Genomic DNA, 17101 nt, shown 5'->3' on the forward strand with positions numbered 1-17101 from the left:
GAAAGCGGGCCGCATGGCGGGCCGCGAGTCGTGCAACGGCGCACACGTCACGCTCATTCATGTTCCGCGCTCCCCTTGCCGAGTTCGGCCTTCAGCACGAAGCTGTTCGACGCCGCGTACTCCTGGCCCGGCTTGAGGCCCTTCAGCACTTCGGTCGCACGGTCGTCGCGCCGCCCCGTCTCGACGGCCTGGGCGACGAAGCCCTTCGGCGAGCGCACGAACACGGACGGTGCGCCGTCCACGTCCTGCAGCGCGTCGCTCGCGACCGCGAGGGGCACGCCCTGCCTGCCCGCGTCGACCGACACGTTCACGAACATCCCGGGCCGCCACACGCGGTCCGGGTTCGGCAGCACGACGCGCGCCGGCGCGGTGCGCGTCTGTTCGCCGAGCAGCGAGCCCACGTACGCGATCGGGCCGCTCGAACGCGATTCGAACGCGGTCGCGACGACCGTCGCGTCGCGGCCGACCCGCACGTCGTTCAACCGCTGCGCGGGCACGGCCATCTCGGCCCATACCGTCGACAGGTCGGAGATCACGAACATGCTGGCATCGGCGGCGATCGCTTCGCCCGGCGTCGCGTGCTTCTCGACGATGGTGCCCGCGAACGGCGCGCGCAGTTCGTAGCGGTTCAGCACGCCCGCGCCGGCCGGCGCGTTCAGCGCGGCAAGCTTCTGCCGCGCGTTCTGCACGGCGATCTCGGCTTCACGCAACTGCACCTGCGCCTGCTGATAGTCCTGCTCCGCCGAGATGCGCTCCGTCCACAGCGTGCGTTCGCGCTCGTAGGTCGCGCGTGCGCCCGACAGACGGCGCTCGGCCGTCAGCAGCTCGCTGCGCCGGTCGGCAAGATCGGTGCTCGCGATCGCGGCCAGCACCTGCCCCTTCGCGACGTTCTGCCCGAGCGACACCGACACCTGTTCGACGATGCCGGCCACGCGCGGCACCACGTGCGCGGTGCGATCCTCGTTGAACTTGATCTCGCCCGGCAACTGGAACGGCGTCGCGATCTGCGCGGGGCCCGCCTTCGCCAGCGCGATCTTCGAGGTCGCCAGCTGCGCGTCGGTCAGCACGATCGCGCCGTCGGCGCGCGCGAACGGGAACGACGCGGCTTCCTTGCCCGCCTTCACGTCGATCGTCGCATCGAACACGTGCGGCTTGCCGATCGACTGCGCGGATACGAACTTCGGGCCGGCCGCATCGAAACGCAGGGGTTCGTGCGTGCGGTCGTAGCGAACCAGCGTGCCGGACACGGTGACGCCCTTGTCGGCCGGCTTGCCGTCGACGAACGGATAGACGACGAGGCGCGCATCGCCGGGCTTCTCCGTCATCACGATTTCGACGGACAGCCTGCCGCGCTTGAGCACGACACCGCCGCGCTCGCCGGCGGCTTCGGCGGATGACGCGGCTCCGGAAGCCGTCGATGCGGCCGCACCGTTGCCGCCGCCGTTGCGGGTGACGCCGAGTGCGCCGATGACGATCCCGGCGCTGCCGAGCACGACCGCCGCGATGATCAGGATTCTGCTGCGTGACATGGTGATCCTTCAGGTAAATGAGGCGTCTGTTGCGCTATTGCATGACCGCCTCGGCCGGCGCAAGCGACGCGAGCGGCGTACCGACGAGCCGGCCGATGTCGGCGCGGGCCGTATGGGCATCGGCGAGCACGCGCACGTACTGCGACTGGCCCTGGAACAGCGTGCGCTGTGCGTCGAGCACGTCGAGGAAGCTGAACTTCCCGAGCTCGTAGCCGCGCGACATCGCGTCGAGCGCGAGGCGCGCGGCCGGCAGGATGTCGGCCTTCAGGCGCTGCGCTTCCTGCGCGGCGGCTTCGAAATTCGCGTACGCCTGCGTGAGGTCAAGCCGCAGGCGCGTGCGCTCGCGATCGAGATCGGCGTTCGCGCGCTCGGCCTTGTGCGTCGCCTCGAGCAGCGCGCCCTGGTTCGTGTTGAACAGCGGAATCGGGATCGACACGCCGACCACCGCCTGGTTGTCCGCCACGCCGCCCGTGGTCACGCGCTTCACGCCGGCACTGATCGTCACGTCGGGAATGCGCCGCGCGCGTTCGAGCGACACGGCCGCGTTCGAGCGCAGCATCTCGGCGCGCGCGATCCGCGCGAGCGGTGCATCGTCGAGCTGCGCGGTCAGCGCGGACAGCGGCTCGACCGGCGGCACGGTTTCGAGATCGCCCTGCACCGCCAGCCGGCCGTCGCGTGCTTCGCCCATCACCGCGTTCAGCTTCTCGCGCGCGACCTCGACACGGCCGCGTGCCGTCACGACCTCGATCTGCACGCCGGCCGCCGCCACGTGCGCCTTGGTCGCCTCGACCGGCGACACCTTGCCGGCCTGTGCACGGCGGCTCGCGAGATCCGCGGAGCGCGCGGCGATCGCGGCCGATTCCTCGGTCACCTGAAGCTGGCGCTGCGCGGCGAGCAGCCCGTAGAACGCGGCGATCACGTCGGCGCGCACGACGGCGCCCTGCTCGTCGAGCGATGCATTGGCGGCTTCCCTGCCGTACGACGCGACGTCGAGCCGCGCACGGCGCTTGCCGCCGAGTTCGATCGTCTGGTTGATCAGCGCGGTCGACGTGCGTTCGGCGCGACGAAACCCCTCCTGCAGGAACGACACTTCCGGATTCGGACGCGCGCCGGCCTGCATCAGCGCGCCGGCCGACGCATCGACGTCCGCGCGTGCGCCGCGCAGCGCCGGATTGTTCCGGGCCGCGACCGACAACGCGTCGGAAAGCGTCAACGAGGTGGAAGGGAGGGCGTCGGGTGCCGGGGCGCCGATCGGCGCGGCGCTGCCGGAGGCAGCCGGGGCCGGCTGCGGAGACAGCGACGGCTGCGCGTGAGCCGTCGCGGCCATCGCGAAGACGACGGCCGCGGCGAGGTTGAGCTTGAGCATGTTCGGTTCTGCGGTAACGGTTCGCGACCGATGCTACGGTCCGGCCGCAGTGCGAACATGAGGCGAAGATGACATTTCCGTCATCTTGGGCGCAGCCGCGCGCATGCATACGGCGCCCCGCGGGAGTCGTGCCCCGCTTCGGCGATCAGGATAATTCTATGAGCGTGCGGCGCGACGGCGCACGGAAAATGGCGGTGGCACGGGGAATCGGCACGCGTGCACGGCGATCCCCCGCAGGCAAATCAAACGATCCCGTGCTTCGCGCGCCGGCGCTGCACGAGCCAGTCGAGTAGTTGCCGTCCGTCGCGTTCGCCGAACCAGCGCGCGTGCCCGATCAGATAACCGTCGTACGCGATGTCGACGATGGCCGGCGCATCGATGATGCAACCGAAATAAGCGACCTCCGACAGCGCGAACTCCGTGTGCACGATCGGCAGCAGCGCGACCAGCGCCGCGTAGGCTTCGTCTCCCAGCGGTTCGAGCGATTCGTACCCGTCGAGCAGCGCGTCGATCTGCGCGTACTCGACGCGGCGCGCTTCGGCCGGCGCCATCCAGTCGACCGTATTGCGCTCGATCGCGAGCGCGAGGTCCATCACCGCGCAGGTGCGATCCGACAGTCCGAAATCGAGCACGGTCCGCACCTGCGCGCCGGGCCCCGCTTCGGTCCACAGCAGGTTCGACGCGTGCCAGTCGCCGTGTGTCCACAGCGGCGGCAGCGCAGGCAGCAGCGGCACGAGGCGCGCATGATACGGGCCGATCGCGTCGGCCACGTCGCCGCGCCAGTCGCGCGCGCCAAGCGCGCGCACGAGCAGCGGCTGCGCGTCGACCCAGCGTTCGAGCGCGCCCGCCAGATCGGCGGACGACAGCACGCGAAAGCTCGACAGCAAGGTCCGCACGGGCCGCGCCGGCGCATCGTAGCCGGCCGACGCGCGATGCAGCTCGGCCAGCGCTCGGCCGGCCGCGTACGCGTGCGAAGCATGCGTGAACGGCTGCCACGACATCACGCCGCGATACGGGTCGACGCCCGGCGCCCGCACGTGCACCTCATAGGTCCACTCGCCGGACGCGAATGCGGTCGCGCCGTCGCGATCCGCGAGAATGTCGACCACGGGCATCCCGCGTTCGCGCAGATGTGCAATGAAGCGATGCTCTTCCTCGAGCCCTTCGACATCGCGCAGGCTCACGTGATGACGCTTGACGAACAGCCCGCGGCCGTCCGTCATCTGCACCAGGGCGGCCGCCGCGAACTGCCGCGGGCTGTGCCATGTGAGCCGCGCCGGCTCGCCGGCGCCGTCGATCCGTGCGAGCACCGCCGCCACCTCGTCGTGCGTCATCAGCGGCCAGTCGCGTTCGGCCTGCACGCCGTCGACGCCGAATTGCGGCGGCGCGACGTCACGCAGCAGGGATCCGTCCGGCTCGAGTGGGAATGACATGAACGACGTTGCTCCGTAGTTGAATCCGAATCGGCGCGTGGATCAGCGCGCGCCGCCGCCTGTTGCCAGTGCGCCGCCGGCCGCCGCGCGCAGCGCCGCGGCCGTACGGCTCCAGTCGCGCCAGCCGACGACGGCCAGCCCGATGAACAGCGCGTAGAGTCCGGCCGTCAGATACAGTTCCTTGAACACGAACATCCCGACGTACACGACGTTCACGACGATCCACAGCCCCCACGACGCGATGTAGCGCCGCGCGGTCCAGTATTGCGCGACGAGGCTGAACGCGGTCAGCGATGCATCGACGAACGGCAGCGCCGCATCGGTCCAGCGCGCCATCATGCCGCCGAGCAGCGCGCTGCCGACGACGGCCGCGATCAGGTCGGGCAGCATCTGCATCGGCCGCACGCCCGTGACGGGCGCCACGTCGCCGGCCGGCGCCGCATTGCCGTCGGCCTCGCTTGCACGCTGCGCGAGCCAGCGCTGCCAGCCGTACACCTGCAGCACCGCGAACGCACCCTGCAGCAGCATGTCCGAGTACAGCTTCGCGTCGAAGAAGATCCAGCCGTACAGCGCGACCGACACGAGCCCGACCGGCCAGCACAGCATGCGCCGCTTCGCGGTCAGCCAGATCGCGAGCGCGCTGACGATCACGCCGGCGATTTCGAGTGGGGACATCGTCTGTGCTCTCCAGGTTAGCCGCCGGGGCCGCGTGTCACGCGGCCGGTTCCGGACGGTCAGAAATCATAGGTCAACGACACGCGCGCGGTGCGCGGCGCACCCGGGAACAGGTACGCATCGCCCTGCTGCTCGCCCGCGTCGCGCCAGTAGAACTTGTTGAACAGATTGTCCACCGACACGCGCAACACCGTGCGATGGCCACCGATCTTCGTCGTATAGCGCGCGCCGAGATTGAACACGAACCACGACGGCACGCGCGCGGTGCCTTCCTCGTTCGCGTTGCGGGCCGCGCTGTACTCGACGCCGCCGAGCACGTTCAGCCCCGCGACGCCGGGCACCGCATAGTCCGCATACAGCGACGCGCGCAGCGCCGGTACGTTGATGATCTGGTGTCCTTCGTACGCCGGCGACCCGGAATCGTATGCACGCGCGCGAATCGCCGCGACGCTGGCCGTCAGCGCGAGGCGCTCAGTCACGCGCCCGGCCGCGCCGAGTTCGATCCCCTGGTGCCGCTGCGTGCCGCGCTGCACGAACGTGTAGCGGGTGCCCGATGCATCCGGGTCGGCGAACTGGAACGGCTTGCTGATCGAAAACACGGCGGCCGTGAGGCTCAGCCGGTCGAGCCAGTCGTACTTCGCGCCAACTTCGACCTGGTGCGATTCGACCGGCGGCAGGAACGCATACGCGTTGGTCGCGCGCAAAGGCGCCTGATCGCCAAGCGACAGTGCCTTGCTGTACGACGCATACAGCGACAGCACATTCACCGGCTTGTAGACGAGCGCGACCTGCGGCAGGAACACCGAGCGGTCGGTATGCGTCGCGTCGCCGTCGAGGCTGCTCCAGCTGCGCTGGCGCAGCAGCACTTCCTTGCCGCCCGCGAGCACCTGCCAGTGTTCGCCGAGGCTGATGCGGTCGAGCCCGAACACGCCGTACTGCCACGCGTCGAGGTGCGGATACGATGGCCCCGGCGAATTCGACGAAGGCTCGAAGGTCACGTCGGGCCCGTACACGTTCTCGCTGCCCACTGGGTCATACACGGCGTCGGCCATGCTCACGACGCGGCGCTGCACGCTCACGCCGAGCGTCAGCTCGTGTCGCAGCGGGCCCGTCGCGAACTTGCCCGTCGTGACCGCGCGCAGATCGTCGTTGCGACGATATTCGCCGGGGCTGCGGAAGTCGTACACGTCGTAGTCGCCGTTCGCGCCGAAGAAGAACGGCGACGTCGCACCGGCCGTGCAGCTCGCCGCATACGAGCAGCCGTACGGGAACGCGCTGTTGTCGTCGATCATCGTGCGGCTGCGGCCGGCGGCGACGTAGGCCTTCCAGTCGTCGTTGAACTGGTAGTCGAAGCGCGCGTTCAGGTTCAGCGCGTCGGTCGTCACCGGTTTCGCCCACGGCTGCGTGCCGAGCGCCTTCGACGTCGTGTTGACCGACGGCACGACGGTGCCGCCGAGCAACTGGTAGCCGGGCCCGGAACGCTGGATCCACTGCTGGAATTCGGCGTTGAGCTGCAGGCTCGCACGCGGGCTGATGTCCCAGTCGGCGGCAATCGAGCCGAACGTGCGCCGCCCGTTCGTGCCGTCGATGTACGAGTGCATGTTCTCCTTCGCGGCATTGATCCGGAAGCCGAACTGGTTGTCGGGGCCGAAGCGGCGGCCGAGATCGACGGCCGCCGACGTCGAGCCGCGGCTGTCGACGCCACCCGTCACGCTCGCGACATTGGCCGAGCGCTTCGTCACGAAGTTGATCACGCCACCCGGCGCGACGACGCCGCTGTCGATGCCGGCGAGCCCCTTCAGGATCTCGACGCGCTCCTTGTTCTCGAGCGGCACGTTCTGCTCGCCGGATACCGTCAGCCCGTCGATCCGGATCGCGCTCGCGAGGTCGACCGGAAAGCCGCGGATCGCGAAGCCTTCGAAATAGCCGACCGGCGCATAGTCGTTGACGACCGACGCGTCGTTGCGCACGACGTCGCTCAACCGCTTTGCCTGCTGGTCGTCGAGCTGCGCGCGTGTGACGACGCTCACTGACGCCGGCGTGTCGCGCAGCGGCGTGTCGTCGAGCCCCGCGACCGATGCGTTGCGTGCGCGCAGCGCATTGCCGCGCTCGCCGCTCACCGTGATCGTCGGCAGCGTCGCGCTGCCGGCTGCCTCGGCGTCCGGCGCCGACGCATCGCCCTGCGCCGCGGCGGCCTGCGCCGCGAAAAGCGTGATGCCGAGACCGACGCCAAGCCCGATCTTCGTGCGCCGCCGCCGTGCGGGCGACGCTGTTGTTCTATTCACCGTCATTGTTCTGGATGGAAAACTCGCCACTCGACCTGTCGAAACCTGTTACGAAGCTTCGAAGCGCGCCCACGACCGGACCCAGCCCTTCAGCCGCACGCATGGGTCGGCTCGATATTCATCAGACGAACCGGGCGATACGGCACGCAGGCGAGCCGCTCGGTCGGGACGACGCAGGATGGGACATCGGATTCAGGTGACGCACCGAGCACCGACGCAGCCGTCGACGGGTTCGTCGGGGGCGTGTCGGGTGGCCGGCTGCATCGCGCGGCCTTGTCATGCGGAGGGACGCTTCGAACGCCTCGGTGCGGGTGCGACGCACTTGCGCGCACCGTTCGATGGAACGGCGGCGTGCCCGTCGCGCGCGACATCGCGGCGCGGCGCGCATTTTACCCCGGGCGGGGCCGGCCGCCCTGGAATCGGGCGAAACGGGAGGCGGCGAACGCGGAAATCGGGAAAGCGCGATTCGTGCGGCGCGACGACGGCGCCGATGTGCGCGTGACTGGCGTCGTGCGCGGCAGTCTCGAAAACCGGCGCAGTGGCGTGCCGGTCATGCGGCCGCTATTCGGAGCGGCAGCGTTTGCCCGCTCGCGAATCGGCGGCCGGCCGCTCAGAACCCCTGCATCGTCACCGTCGGATCGACGACCAGGTGCACGACGCCATAGATGACCGCGCCAACGAGCAGCGCGAGGAGGATCGCCACGAACGGCAGCAGCGTGAAGTTCGCGTTCGCGAGATCCGTCGCGTGCGCCTTGCTGTTGCGTACGCCGAAGAAACTCCACAGGACCAGTCGGATCATGCCGAGCAGTTTCATGATTGCGCTCCTTTCATCTATCGGTTGACGCTATCGTCGATCCGACCGGCATCCCAAAAAAGAAGCAGTTGTGCGCGCTTTTCGCGCAGCAGGCCGTCTGCGGCGGCATGTCGCAGGGTGCGTCAGCGGTCGAGCACGAGCGGTTCCGTCCCTTGTGCGGGCCGCGCGATGCACAGCAGCGCGCAACCGGGTTCAACCGGCGCATCGGGGGCCTGCTCGTAGTCGACCGCCCCGGACAGCACGCGCGTCGCGCATGTGCCGCACGACCCGGAGCGGCATTCGGACGGCACGTCCACGCGCTGCCCCTCCGCGAATTCGAGCAAGGTGCCGCCGGCGGGCGTCCACGCGGCTTCGCGGCCCGTGCGCCGGAATACGACCGGCACGCTCGCCACCGCGGGCGTTGCAGACGCGCGGGTCGCGCTGCGTGCCACGCTCGACGGCCCGAATGCCTCGAAACGGATGCGTTCGTCGGGCACGTTCAGCGCGCGCAGTCCGTCGTACAAGTCGCGCATGAACGCCGACGGTCCGCAGAGGTAGAAGTCGTAATCGTCGAACCAAAGGATCCGCTTCAGTTGGGCGATGTCGATGCGGCCGGCATGTGCCGCCGAGCCTTCGTGAGGATGACTGTCGAACCAGTGGAGCGACAATCGTCCATCGACGGCTGCGACGCGTGCCAGCGCCTCGGCGAACGGTCGATCGTCCGGCTCGCGCGCACCGTGTACGAACACCACGCGGCGCGACGGTTGATCGTCGGCCAGCGCGCGGCGCAGCATCGCGATCATCGGCGTGATGCCGATACCGGCCGACACGAACACGGCCGGGCGCGGGCTCGCGAGATCGAACGAGAAGCGGCCGCGCGGCATCTGCGCGTCGAGCGTCATGCCCGCCTGCGCGTGATCGTGCAGCCACGCCGATACGCGCCCTTCGCGCTTCACGGTGATCCGGTAGTGCGCACCGCCCGGTGCATCGGAGAGTGTATAGCTGCGAATCACCGGCGCATCGCCGCCCGGCAGCGCGACGCGCAGCGCCAGGTGCTGCCCGGCTTCATAGGCAGGCAACGCGCCGCCGTCCGCCGGTTCGAAATGGAACGAACGGATCGCACGCGCTTCGTCGACGATCTTCGCGATGCGCAGCGGCCGCCATGCGGGTGACGATGCACTCGCCGATGCCGATGCCGTTGCCGATGCAGGAGCGGATGTGGACGACACCACCCCCGCCCCCGCAGCTGCGCTTGCGCCCGCGCCCGCCGCCAGCGCGGCGAACTGCGGCGCACGCTCGACCGCCGACCACCGGAACGGCAGCACTGCGCGCATGCGCCGCACTTCCCGGACATGGAACCGCACGACCCGCTGCGCGCCGTCGAACGACGCAACGAGCGGCCCATCCCACACGATCTCGGCATGCGCGGCGACATACAGCAGGTCGCCGTTGTCGAAATCGACGAACAGCAGCCCGGCACGCGGATCGTGCTGCAGGTTGCCGAGCGTGTTGAAAAAGCGATTGCCGCTGAAATCCGGCGTCGTCAGCGTGCGCGCATCGTCGACGCGCACGAAGCCCGGCATCCCGCCGCGATGCGACACGTCCGCGCCGCGCGCGGCGCCCGCGTCCGCCGACATGTTCGCGCTCGCGACGAAAAATGTATCGGCCTGCGCCAGCAGCGCGCGATCCGCATCGTTCAGCGCGTCCGACACGCGGGGCCCGGCGGACGTATCGACTTCCCGTGCGACGAACGTCGGCTTGCGGCCCTGGATGTACTTCGCGCAGTTGCCGAAGCTCTGCTCGACCGCGATCGTCAACGCATCGCCGTCGACCGCGCGCACGACGCCGTTGACGCGATTGCGCCGCCGCGTAGCGAATTCGATGCCGAGCCCGCCCAGCGGCACGCCCGGCTGCCACGCGCCGGCCAGCGGATCGCCCGGCAGCGCGCGCGCCGCGATCCGCAGCGTGCGCGCGTCGGGCGACGTCACGAACCCCGGCGCGCCGGCCCGCAGCGTCGCCCACGGCTGACCGTTCGCGTCGACGCCGCCGAGCACGAAGAACGGCAACTGCGCGAAAAACGTCCGGTGCTGATCCGGCATGAAACGCCGGATCCCGCGCCGGCCGGCCGAACCGGCAGCCTCCGTCACGCCCGCGCGCTGCTGCACGGCGAGCTCGCCCGCGTGAAACGGCGCGGCATCGAGTTCCCAGCCCGGTACGACGGCGGTCGGGGTGTTCATCACGTTCTCCCTGTTCAGGCCCGGCTTGGGTGGGCATTACGCGGCGAGCAGGCCAGCGCGCGTCGTCGGCATGGCGACGAAGCCCGGCAGCGCCTCGATGCGCGCCAGCCACGCACGCACGTGCGGATACGGCTCGAGCGTCACGCCGCCCTCCGGCGCGTGCGCGATGTACGAATACGCGGCGATATCGGCGATCGTCGGCTGCGCGCCGGCCGCGAACGGCTTGCCGGCCAGTTCGCGGTCGATCACGTCGAGCACCTTCGCGGCCGTGCGCTTGGCGGCCTCGTGGTCGAGCTTCGCGCCGAACACGGTCACGAGCCGCGCGGCGGCCGGCCCCGATGCGATCGGCCCGGCCGCATACGACAGCCAGCGCTGCACGACTGCCGCGCCGGCCGGGTCGTCAGGCAACCAGTGCGCGTCGCCATAGCGCTTCGCGAGGTAGACGAGAATCGCATTCGAATCGGCGATCACCGTGCCGCCATCGTCGATCACGGGCACCTGCCCGAGCGGATTGACCGCGAGGAACGCCGGTTCGCGCTGCGCGCCGGCCGCGAGATCGACTTCGACCGTCTCGGACGGCAGGCCGAGCAGCGACAGGAACAACCGGACGCGATGGGCGTGCCCGGACAGCAGGAACGAATAGACGCGAATCGGCGAGGCGGGCTGGCGGGCAGCAGACATGGAAGCACTCCGGAATCTCGCGCCGCCGGGGATCGGCGACGAACAACTGCAGCGTAGCGCTCGCCGTTCATCGCCAGAAGACGGATAATCGTGGAAACATTATCCTTTTTCATAGGACAATCGACGATGGCCGATCTGCGCGACGTGAACCTGAACCGGCTGGCGATCTTCGTCGCGGTGGTCGACGCCGGCTCGCTGACAGCCGCTGCCGAGCGGCTCGGCCTGGCGAAGACGGTCGTCAGCACGCACATGCAGCGCCTCGAATCCGAGGTGGGCGCGAACCTGCTGGTGCGCACGACGCGGCGGCTGAGCGTGACCGACGCGGGGCGGGCGTTCTACGACGCATGCCGCGACATCGTGCGCGCCGCCGAAAGCGCGCTCGACGCGGTGTCGTCCGACGCGGGGCCGCTGCGCGGCACGCTGCGCGTGAGCGTGCCGATCGACTACGGCGCGCTGGTTGTCGCGCCTGCCGTCGTCGCCTTGCGCGACCGGCATCCGGGGCTCGACGTCGAACTCGTCGCGAACGACCGCGTGGTCGATCTCGTCGCGGACAACCTCGACGTCGCGATCCGCATCGGCCGCCTCGCCGATTCGAACTATCGCGCGGTGCAGCTCGGCACGTACGAGAAATGGCTGGTCGCGAGCCCCGCGTTCGTCGCGCGCCACGGGCGGCCGCACGATCCGGATGCGCTCGCCGCACTGCCGTTCGTGATGCTGTCGACGCTGCCGCGCCCGCATACCGTCGAACTCGAAGACACGAACGGCGGCGCCGCTTCCGTGCGCTGTGCCGCGCAGGTCGTGTCGAACACCGCCACCGCGTGCCGCGCGATCGTGCTCGCGGGCGGCGGCTTCGGGTTGCTGACGGATTTCTCGACCGCCGACGACGTCGCGGCCGGCCGGCTCGTGCGACTGCTGCCCGCGTGGCGCTCGGCGCCGGCCGGGATTCATGCGGTGTATCCGTCTACGCGGCTGCCTTCGCCGAAGGTGCGGGCGTTCGTCGATGCGATGAAGGGAAGGATCGGCAATACACCGCCGGCGGCGCCGGCACACCCGACACGATCGACACGCGCGACAGGCTGAATCCGGCGCTCCGCGCGTTTTTTGCCCCGCCTCCAATCTCCTTTCACCGGGCTTTCCCGTTCGGGACGAATACACCCCTTTAATTTTCATAAAAATCACGCCGCGCTTTCCATATTTTCCACTAAGCTTATTCCCGGTAATACGCCAATTCGCGTTTACCTAAATTATTCAATTTCCACCTTTATTCAATAAAAAGGAGTCGGGAAATGCAAACCGCTGCGATTTCATGGGGAACCACGCCGTCGATTCGTGTCTACACGGCCAACGGCAACAAGATCACCGAGCGCTGCTACGACGGGAAGAATTGGTACACGGGCGCGTTCAACCAGGCCGGCGACAACGTGTCCGCCACGTGCTGGCTGGAGGGGAGCGCCATCCACATCCGCGTGTACGCGACGAGCGGCGGCACGACGACCGAGTATTGCTGGGACGGCGACGGCTGGACCCGCGGCGCCTACACGGGCTCCTGATCAAACGTGCCTGGGGCGCGAAGGGTTTCGCGCCACGATCGGCGCAATGCAAGCCGGTTTTCATTGCGCCGTTTTTTAATTCGCTCCATATGGCTTTCGTCAATTGATCGACATATAAGCCAGAAATCGAAAACAATGACGACTTCCTGACATTCATTCGCCACCAAAAAAATAGATCGCCTTTTATTTATTAAAAAGACGACTAACTCTCACGAAAATACGACACGGCGCCCGTGCGCCGTGCGGTTATCGTTGTATTTTCATTTTCAGCCTGCAATTGCCGGGGAAGAACACGCGCGGCGCGATGCCATCCGGTCAGCCGATCTCCCGCAGCGTCCCCAGCAGCACCTTCCTGCAACTCGCGACCATCTGCGCCTCGGGATCGCGATACTCGGTGAGCAGCCACGCCGCGCCGACGTTCGTCATCGCGCCGACGAGCGCGAGCCCGACCAGCCGTTGTTCGGTGCGCTCCGCGGGCGTCGCCGCTTCGCGCGGCGCGCCGATCGCCATGATCAGCTTGCCGAAGTCGATCAGCATGCGCTGGTAGGTCATGTCGGTGTCCGCGCTCACGCCCATCACCTCGAGCAGCAGCACGCGGGCCGCGCACGGGTCGCGCAGGAACGCGAAGAACGCGGCGAGCCCCGCCTCGACGCTCTCGTGCAGATCGCCGCCGCGCTCGGCCACCGCGCGCGCGACCGCATCGTGCAACTGCTGCGCGTGATGCAGGTAGGTGCAGCGCAGCAAATCCTCGGTGCTGTCGAACGCCGCATAGAAATAGCGATCGTTCAGCTTCGCTTCCTGGCAAATCGACCGCACGGTCGCCTTGCGGAACCCGACCGTGCCGAACACGCGCGTCGCCGCGCGGATCAGTGCGTCGCGCCGCTCCGCGGCCCGCACCTCGGGCGCCACGCCGCCATACGACCGGCCCCTTTTTTTTGTTTCGAGTGCTTTCTCCATTCCGCTATTTGACATCAGGACACCCGAAAACTAAAGTGGTGACGAACAACACCACATTAGACGCGCCATCGGCGCAGTGCAAGCGGAACGGGAGGAGCAACGGATGAACGGGTTTTCCGGCAAGGTCGCCGCGATCACGGGCGCCGGTTCAGGCATGGGCCGCAGCCTCGCGGTCGAGCTCGCGCGGCGCGGCTGCGAGGTTGCGCTCGCCGACGTCAACGAAACCGGCCTCGCCGGCACCGTGGCCGCCTGCGCGCGGCACGGCGTGCGTGTGAGCACGCGGCGGCTCGACGTGTCCGACCGCGATGCGGTGTTCGCGTGGGCCGATTTCGTGCGCGCCGAGCACGGCAAGGTCAACCTGGTCTTCAACAACGCGGGCGTGTCGCTGGCCGCCAGCGCCGAGACCGCGCGCATCGCCGATCTCGAATGGATCGTCGGCATCAACTTCTGGGGCGTCGTGCACGGCACCCAGGCATTCCTGCCGCATCTGCGCGCGTCGGGCGACGGGCACGTCGTCAACACGTCGAGCCTGTTCGGCCTCGTCGCGATGCCCACCCAAAGCGCGTACAACGCGACCAAGTTCGCGGTGCGCGGCTTCACCGAGGCGCTGCGGATGGAGCTCGAACTCGACGGCGCGCCGGTGAGCGCGACCTGCGTGCATCCGGGCGGCGTCGCGACGAACATCGTCGATGCGGGCCGCGTCGATACCAGCATCCACGCGCTCACGGGCCAGGACGAAGCGACCCATCGCCGCCAGGCGAACCGCCTGATCAACGCGACGACCGCCGACGATGCAGCACGGCAGATCCTCGCGGGTGTCGAGCGCAATGCGCGCCGCGTGCTCGTCGGCGCCGACGCGCGCCGGCTCGACCGGATCGCGCGACTGCTCGGCGCCGGTTACCAGTGGCTGATGCTGCGCCACGTGCGCCGCGCCCGCGCCCGCAACCTCGAACGCGCGCACGCCCCGGCCGCGCTCCCGACCACGCCGACCAAGGATCCCGCATGACCTCGACGACGACCGACCGGCGCGACGCGCCGCCCGCCCCCGACGCCCGCGGCGACAGTGACGACCTCGACGTGCTGATCGTCGGCGCCGGCCTGTCCGGCATCGGCGCGGCCTATCACCTGAAGCAGCGCTGCCCGTATGCCAGCGTGGCCATCGTCGAGGCGCGCGACGCGATCGGCGGCACCTGGGACCTGTTCCGCTATCCGGGCGTCCGTTCGGATTCCGACATGTTCACGCTCGGCTACAGCTTCCGCCCGTGGCACAGCGACAAGGCGATCTCGGACGGCCAGACGATCCTCGACTACATCCGCGACACTGCACGCGCGTACGGCATCGACAAGACGATCCGCTACGGCCAGAAAGTGGTCGCGGCCGACTGGGACTCGAACCGCGCGCGCTGGACGGTACGCATCGAGCGCACGCGGAACGGCGCGACCGACACGCTCGTGTACACCTGCCGCTTCCTGTTCATGTGCAGCGGGTACTACGACTACGACGCCGGCTACCTGCCCGACTGGGCCGGCATGGACACGTTCGAGGGCACGCTCGTGCATCCGCAACACTGGCCGAAGGACCTGTCGTACGCGAACCGGCGCGTGGTCGTGATCGGCAGCGGCGCGACGGCCGTCACGCTCGTGCCGTCGATGGCGGCCGATGCGCAGCACGTGACGATGCTGCAGCGCTCGCCGACCTACATCGTGTCGCTGCCCGCCCGCGACAGGATCGCGAACGCGCTGCGCCGCGTGCTGCCGTCGCGGCTCGCCCACCGGCTCGTGCGCGTGAAGAACGTGCTGCTGACGATGTACCTGTACAACGTGTCGCGCCGCAAACCCGACCGGACGAAGCAGTTCATCATCCGCGCGGCCAGCAAGCAGGTCGGCCCCGGCTTCGACGTCGCGAAGCACCTGACGCCGCGCTACATGCCGTGGGACCAGCGCGTGTGCCTCGTGCCGAACGGCGACCTGTTCAAGTCGATCCGCGCGGGCCGCGCGTCGATCGTCACCGACGAGATCGAGCGCTTCACGCCGACCGGCCTCAAGCTGAAAAGCGGCCAGCAGCTCGACGCGGACGTGATCGTCACCGCGACCGGGCTGAAGGTGAAGATGCTCGGCGGCGCGCGCGTCACCGTCGACGGCCGCGCGGTCAACCTGCCGGATACCGTGTCGTACAAGGGGATGATGTACAGCGACGTGCCGAACCTTGCGTCATCGTTCGGCTACACGAATGCGTCGTGGACGCTGAAGGCCGAGCTGATCGCGCGCTACGTGTGCCGGCTGCTCAACCACATGCGCGCGAACGGTTACGACACTTGCGTGCCGCGGCTCGGCCCCGGCGATCTCGGCAACGTGCCGGCCGTCAACCTGAGCTCGGGCTACATCCAGCGCGCGGCCGGCATCCTGCCGAAACAGGGGCATGGCAAGCCGTGGAAGTTCCACCAGAACTACGTGCTCGATCTCGCATCGCTGAAGTTCAGCGGACTCGCCGATTCGGCGATGCGGTTCGAACGCCGCGCGAAAGCCGGCCCGGCCGCCACGACGCCGGTTGCCGAACCCGCACTCGAAACCCGTTGAGGCCGACATGACCCCTACGCTCCATCTGATTCAGAACGTGCTGCTCGGCGTCGTCGCGGTGCTCGCCGCGCTCGCGCTGTTTACCGGTTACGTGGGCCGCCGCGTGACGCGCGCGTTTCCGCCCGAAGGCCGCTTCGTCGATATCGGCGGCGACCGCATCCACTACGTCGAATACGGCAACGGCCCGCCGCTCGTGTTCGTCCACGGGCTCGCGGGACAACTGCGCAATTTCGCGTACCTGCCGCTCGCGCGGCTCGCGCAGCAGCATCGCGTGATCCTCATCGACCGTCCGGGCGCCGGCCGCTCGCTCCGCGGCGCGGGCTCGCAGGCGAACGTGTTCGCGCAGGCCCGCACAGTCGCCGCGTTCATCGATGCGCTGCAGCTCGACAAGCCGGTGCTCGTCGGCCATTCGCTCGGCGGCGCGATCGCGCTCGCGGTCGGCCTCAATCATGCGGACCGCGTGAGCCGGCTCGCGCTGATCGCGCCGCTGTCGCACGAGCAAAGCGAGCCGCCGGCGCCGTTCAAGCCGCTGATGCTGCCCTCGCCGCTGGTGCGCCGCTTCGTGTCGTGGACCTTCGCGATTCCGCTGACGATCCTGACCGGCCGCAAGGCGGTGCGCCAGGTGTTCGCGCCGGAAGATGTGCCGCGCGACTTTCCGGTGAAGGGGGGTGGACTGCTCGGGATGCGCCCGCACGTGTTCTACGCGACCGCGACCGACCTGCTGTCGGCCCCGCTCGACCTGCCCGCGATGGAGCGCCGCTACCCGGACCTCGCGCTGCCGGTCGACGTGCTGTACGGCCGCGCCGATCCGATCCTGAACTGGCGCGAGCACGGCGAAGCGCTCGCGAAAAAATCGGCGCGCATACGGCTGAAGGTCGTCGAGGGCGGGCACATGCTGCCGGTCACGATGCCGGAAGCAACGGCCGACTGGCTGCTCGAAGTCGCCGCCGCACCGGCCGAGACTGCCGCGCCGACGACACGCATCGCGTAAGCCGCGAGCGCGTCACCTGGCCTGAAT

At 69.0% G+C, this 17101-nt stretch carries 14 protein-coding genes; 5 read left to right on the forward strand and 9 right to left on the reverse strand.

The window, feature by feature from the left end; translation table 11 throughout:
• Positions 1-53: 53 nt before the first annotated feature.
• The 8 genes from ACPTTC_RS29865 to ACPTTC_RS29900 form a co-directional block, all read right to left on the reverse strand.
• Entirely contained in the window at positions 54-1529 is a 1476-nt protein-coding gene (locus ACPTTC_RS29865; protein ID WP_423395059.1) for an efflux RND transporter periplasmic adaptor subunit, read from the reverse strand.
• Between the two features lie 34 nt (positions 1530-1563).
• The gene (locus tag ACPTTC_RS29870) at positions 1564-2895 is read right to left on the reverse strand and encodes a TolC family protein (RefSeq protein ID WP_423395060.1); all 1332 of its coding nucleotides are present in this window, start codon (positions 2893-2895) and stop codon (positions 1564-1566) included.
• Positions 2896-3137: 242 nt separating this feature from the next.
• The gene (locus ACPTTC_RS29875; protein WP_423395061.1) at positions 3138-4328 is read right to left on the reverse strand and encodes a phosphotransferase enzyme family protein; all 1191 of its coding nucleotides are present in this window, start codon (positions 4326-4328) and stop codon (positions 3138-3140) included.
• A 42-nt stretch (positions 4329-4370) separates the two neighbouring features.
• Positions 4371-5003: a nicotinamide riboside transporter PnuC gene (gene pnuC, locus ACPTTC_RS29880; RefSeq protein WP_021157393.1), complete on the reverse strand. Its 633-nt coding sequence runs from the start codon at positions 5001-5003 to the stop codon at positions 4371-4373.
• 59 nt (positions 5004-5062) lie between these two features.
• Positions 5063-7294, reverse strand: coding sequence for a TonB-dependent siderophore receptor (locus ACPTTC_RS29885; RefSeq protein WP_423395062.1), 2232 nt, complete (start codon positions 7292-7294; stop codon positions 5063-5065).
• 604 nt (positions 7295-7898) lie between these two features.
• Entirely contained in the window at positions 7899-8102 is a 204-nt protein-coding gene (locus ACPTTC_RS29890) for a DUF2970 domain-containing protein (RefSeq protein WP_175952258.1), read from the reverse strand.
• A 122-nt stretch (positions 8103-8224) separates the two neighbouring features.
• Positions 8225-10318, reverse strand: coding sequence for a pyridoxamine 5'-phosphate oxidase family protein (locus ACPTTC_RS29895; protein ID WP_423395063.1), 2094 nt, complete (start codon positions 10316-10318; stop codon positions 8225-8227).
• Between the two features lie 36 nt (positions 10319-10354).
• Positions 10355-10999 (reverse strand): glutathione S-transferase family protein, encoded by a 645-nt coding sequence (locus tag ACPTTC_RS29900; protein ID WP_423395064.1) that lies wholly within the window; start codon positions 10997-10999, stop codon positions 10355-10357.
• Positions 11000-11125: 126 nt separating this feature from the next.
• On the opposite strand from ACPTTC_RS29900, the gene ACPTTC_RS29905 reads away from it, so the two are divergent.
• Both ACPTTC_RS29905 and ACPTTC_RS29910 read left to right on the forward strand, forming a co-directional pair.
• Positions 11126-12079 (forward strand): LysR family transcriptional regulator, encoded by a 954-nt coding sequence (locus tag ACPTTC_RS29905; protein WP_423395065.1) that lies wholly within the window; start codon positions 11126-11128, stop codon positions 12077-12079.
• A gap of 206 nt (positions 12080-12285) precedes the next feature.
• On the forward strand, positions 12286-12549 hold the full coding sequence (locus ACPTTC_RS29910; protein ID WP_175952262.1) for a fucose-binding lectin protein: 264 nt from the start codon (positions 12286-12288) through the stop codon (positions 12547-12549).
• A gap of 315 nt (positions 12550-12864) precedes the next feature.
• On the opposite strand, the gene ACPTTC_RS29915 is transcribed toward ACPTTC_RS29910, so the two are convergent.
• Positions 12865-13506 (reverse strand): TetR/AcrR family transcriptional regulator, encoded by a 642-nt coding sequence (locus ACPTTC_RS29915; protein ID WP_423395066.1) that lies wholly within the window; start codon positions 13504-13506, stop codon positions 12865-12867.
• A 103-nt stretch (positions 13507-13609) separates the two neighbouring features.
• On the opposite strand from ACPTTC_RS29915, the gene ACPTTC_RS29920 reads away from it, so the two are divergent.
• The 3 genes from ACPTTC_RS29920 to ACPTTC_RS29930 are packed head-to-tail and all read left to right on the forward strand — an operon-like array spanning position 13610 to position 17074.
• A complete protein-coding gene (locus ACPTTC_RS29920; RefSeq protein ID WP_423395067.1) occupies positions 13610-14512 on the forward strand; it encodes an SDR family NAD(P)-dependent oxidoreductase in 903 nt (300 codons plus the stop codon).
• Positions 14509-16083 carry a flavin-containing monooxygenase gene (locus ACPTTC_RS29925; RefSeq protein WP_423395068.1) on the forward strand — a complete coding sequence of 525 codons (1575 nt, stop codon included), beginning with the start codon at positions 14509-14511 and terminating at the stop codon, positions 16081-16083. Before ACPTTC_RS29920 ends, ACPTTC_RS29925 begins: the two co-directional genes overlap by 4 nt.
• A gap of 7 nt (positions 16084-16090) precedes the next feature.
• Positions 16091-17074, forward strand: a complete 984-nt coding sequence (locus tag ACPTTC_RS29930) for an alpha/beta fold hydrolase (RefSeq protein ID WP_423395069.1) — start codon at positions 16091-16093, stop codon at positions 17072-17074.
• Positions 17075-17101: the final 27 nt, after the last annotated feature.

The sequence above is a fragment of the Burkholderia mycopellens genome, from assembly GCF_964265025.1.
Lineage (GTDB): Bacteria > Pseudomonadota > Gammaproteobacteria > Burkholderiales > Burkholderiaceae > Burkholderia.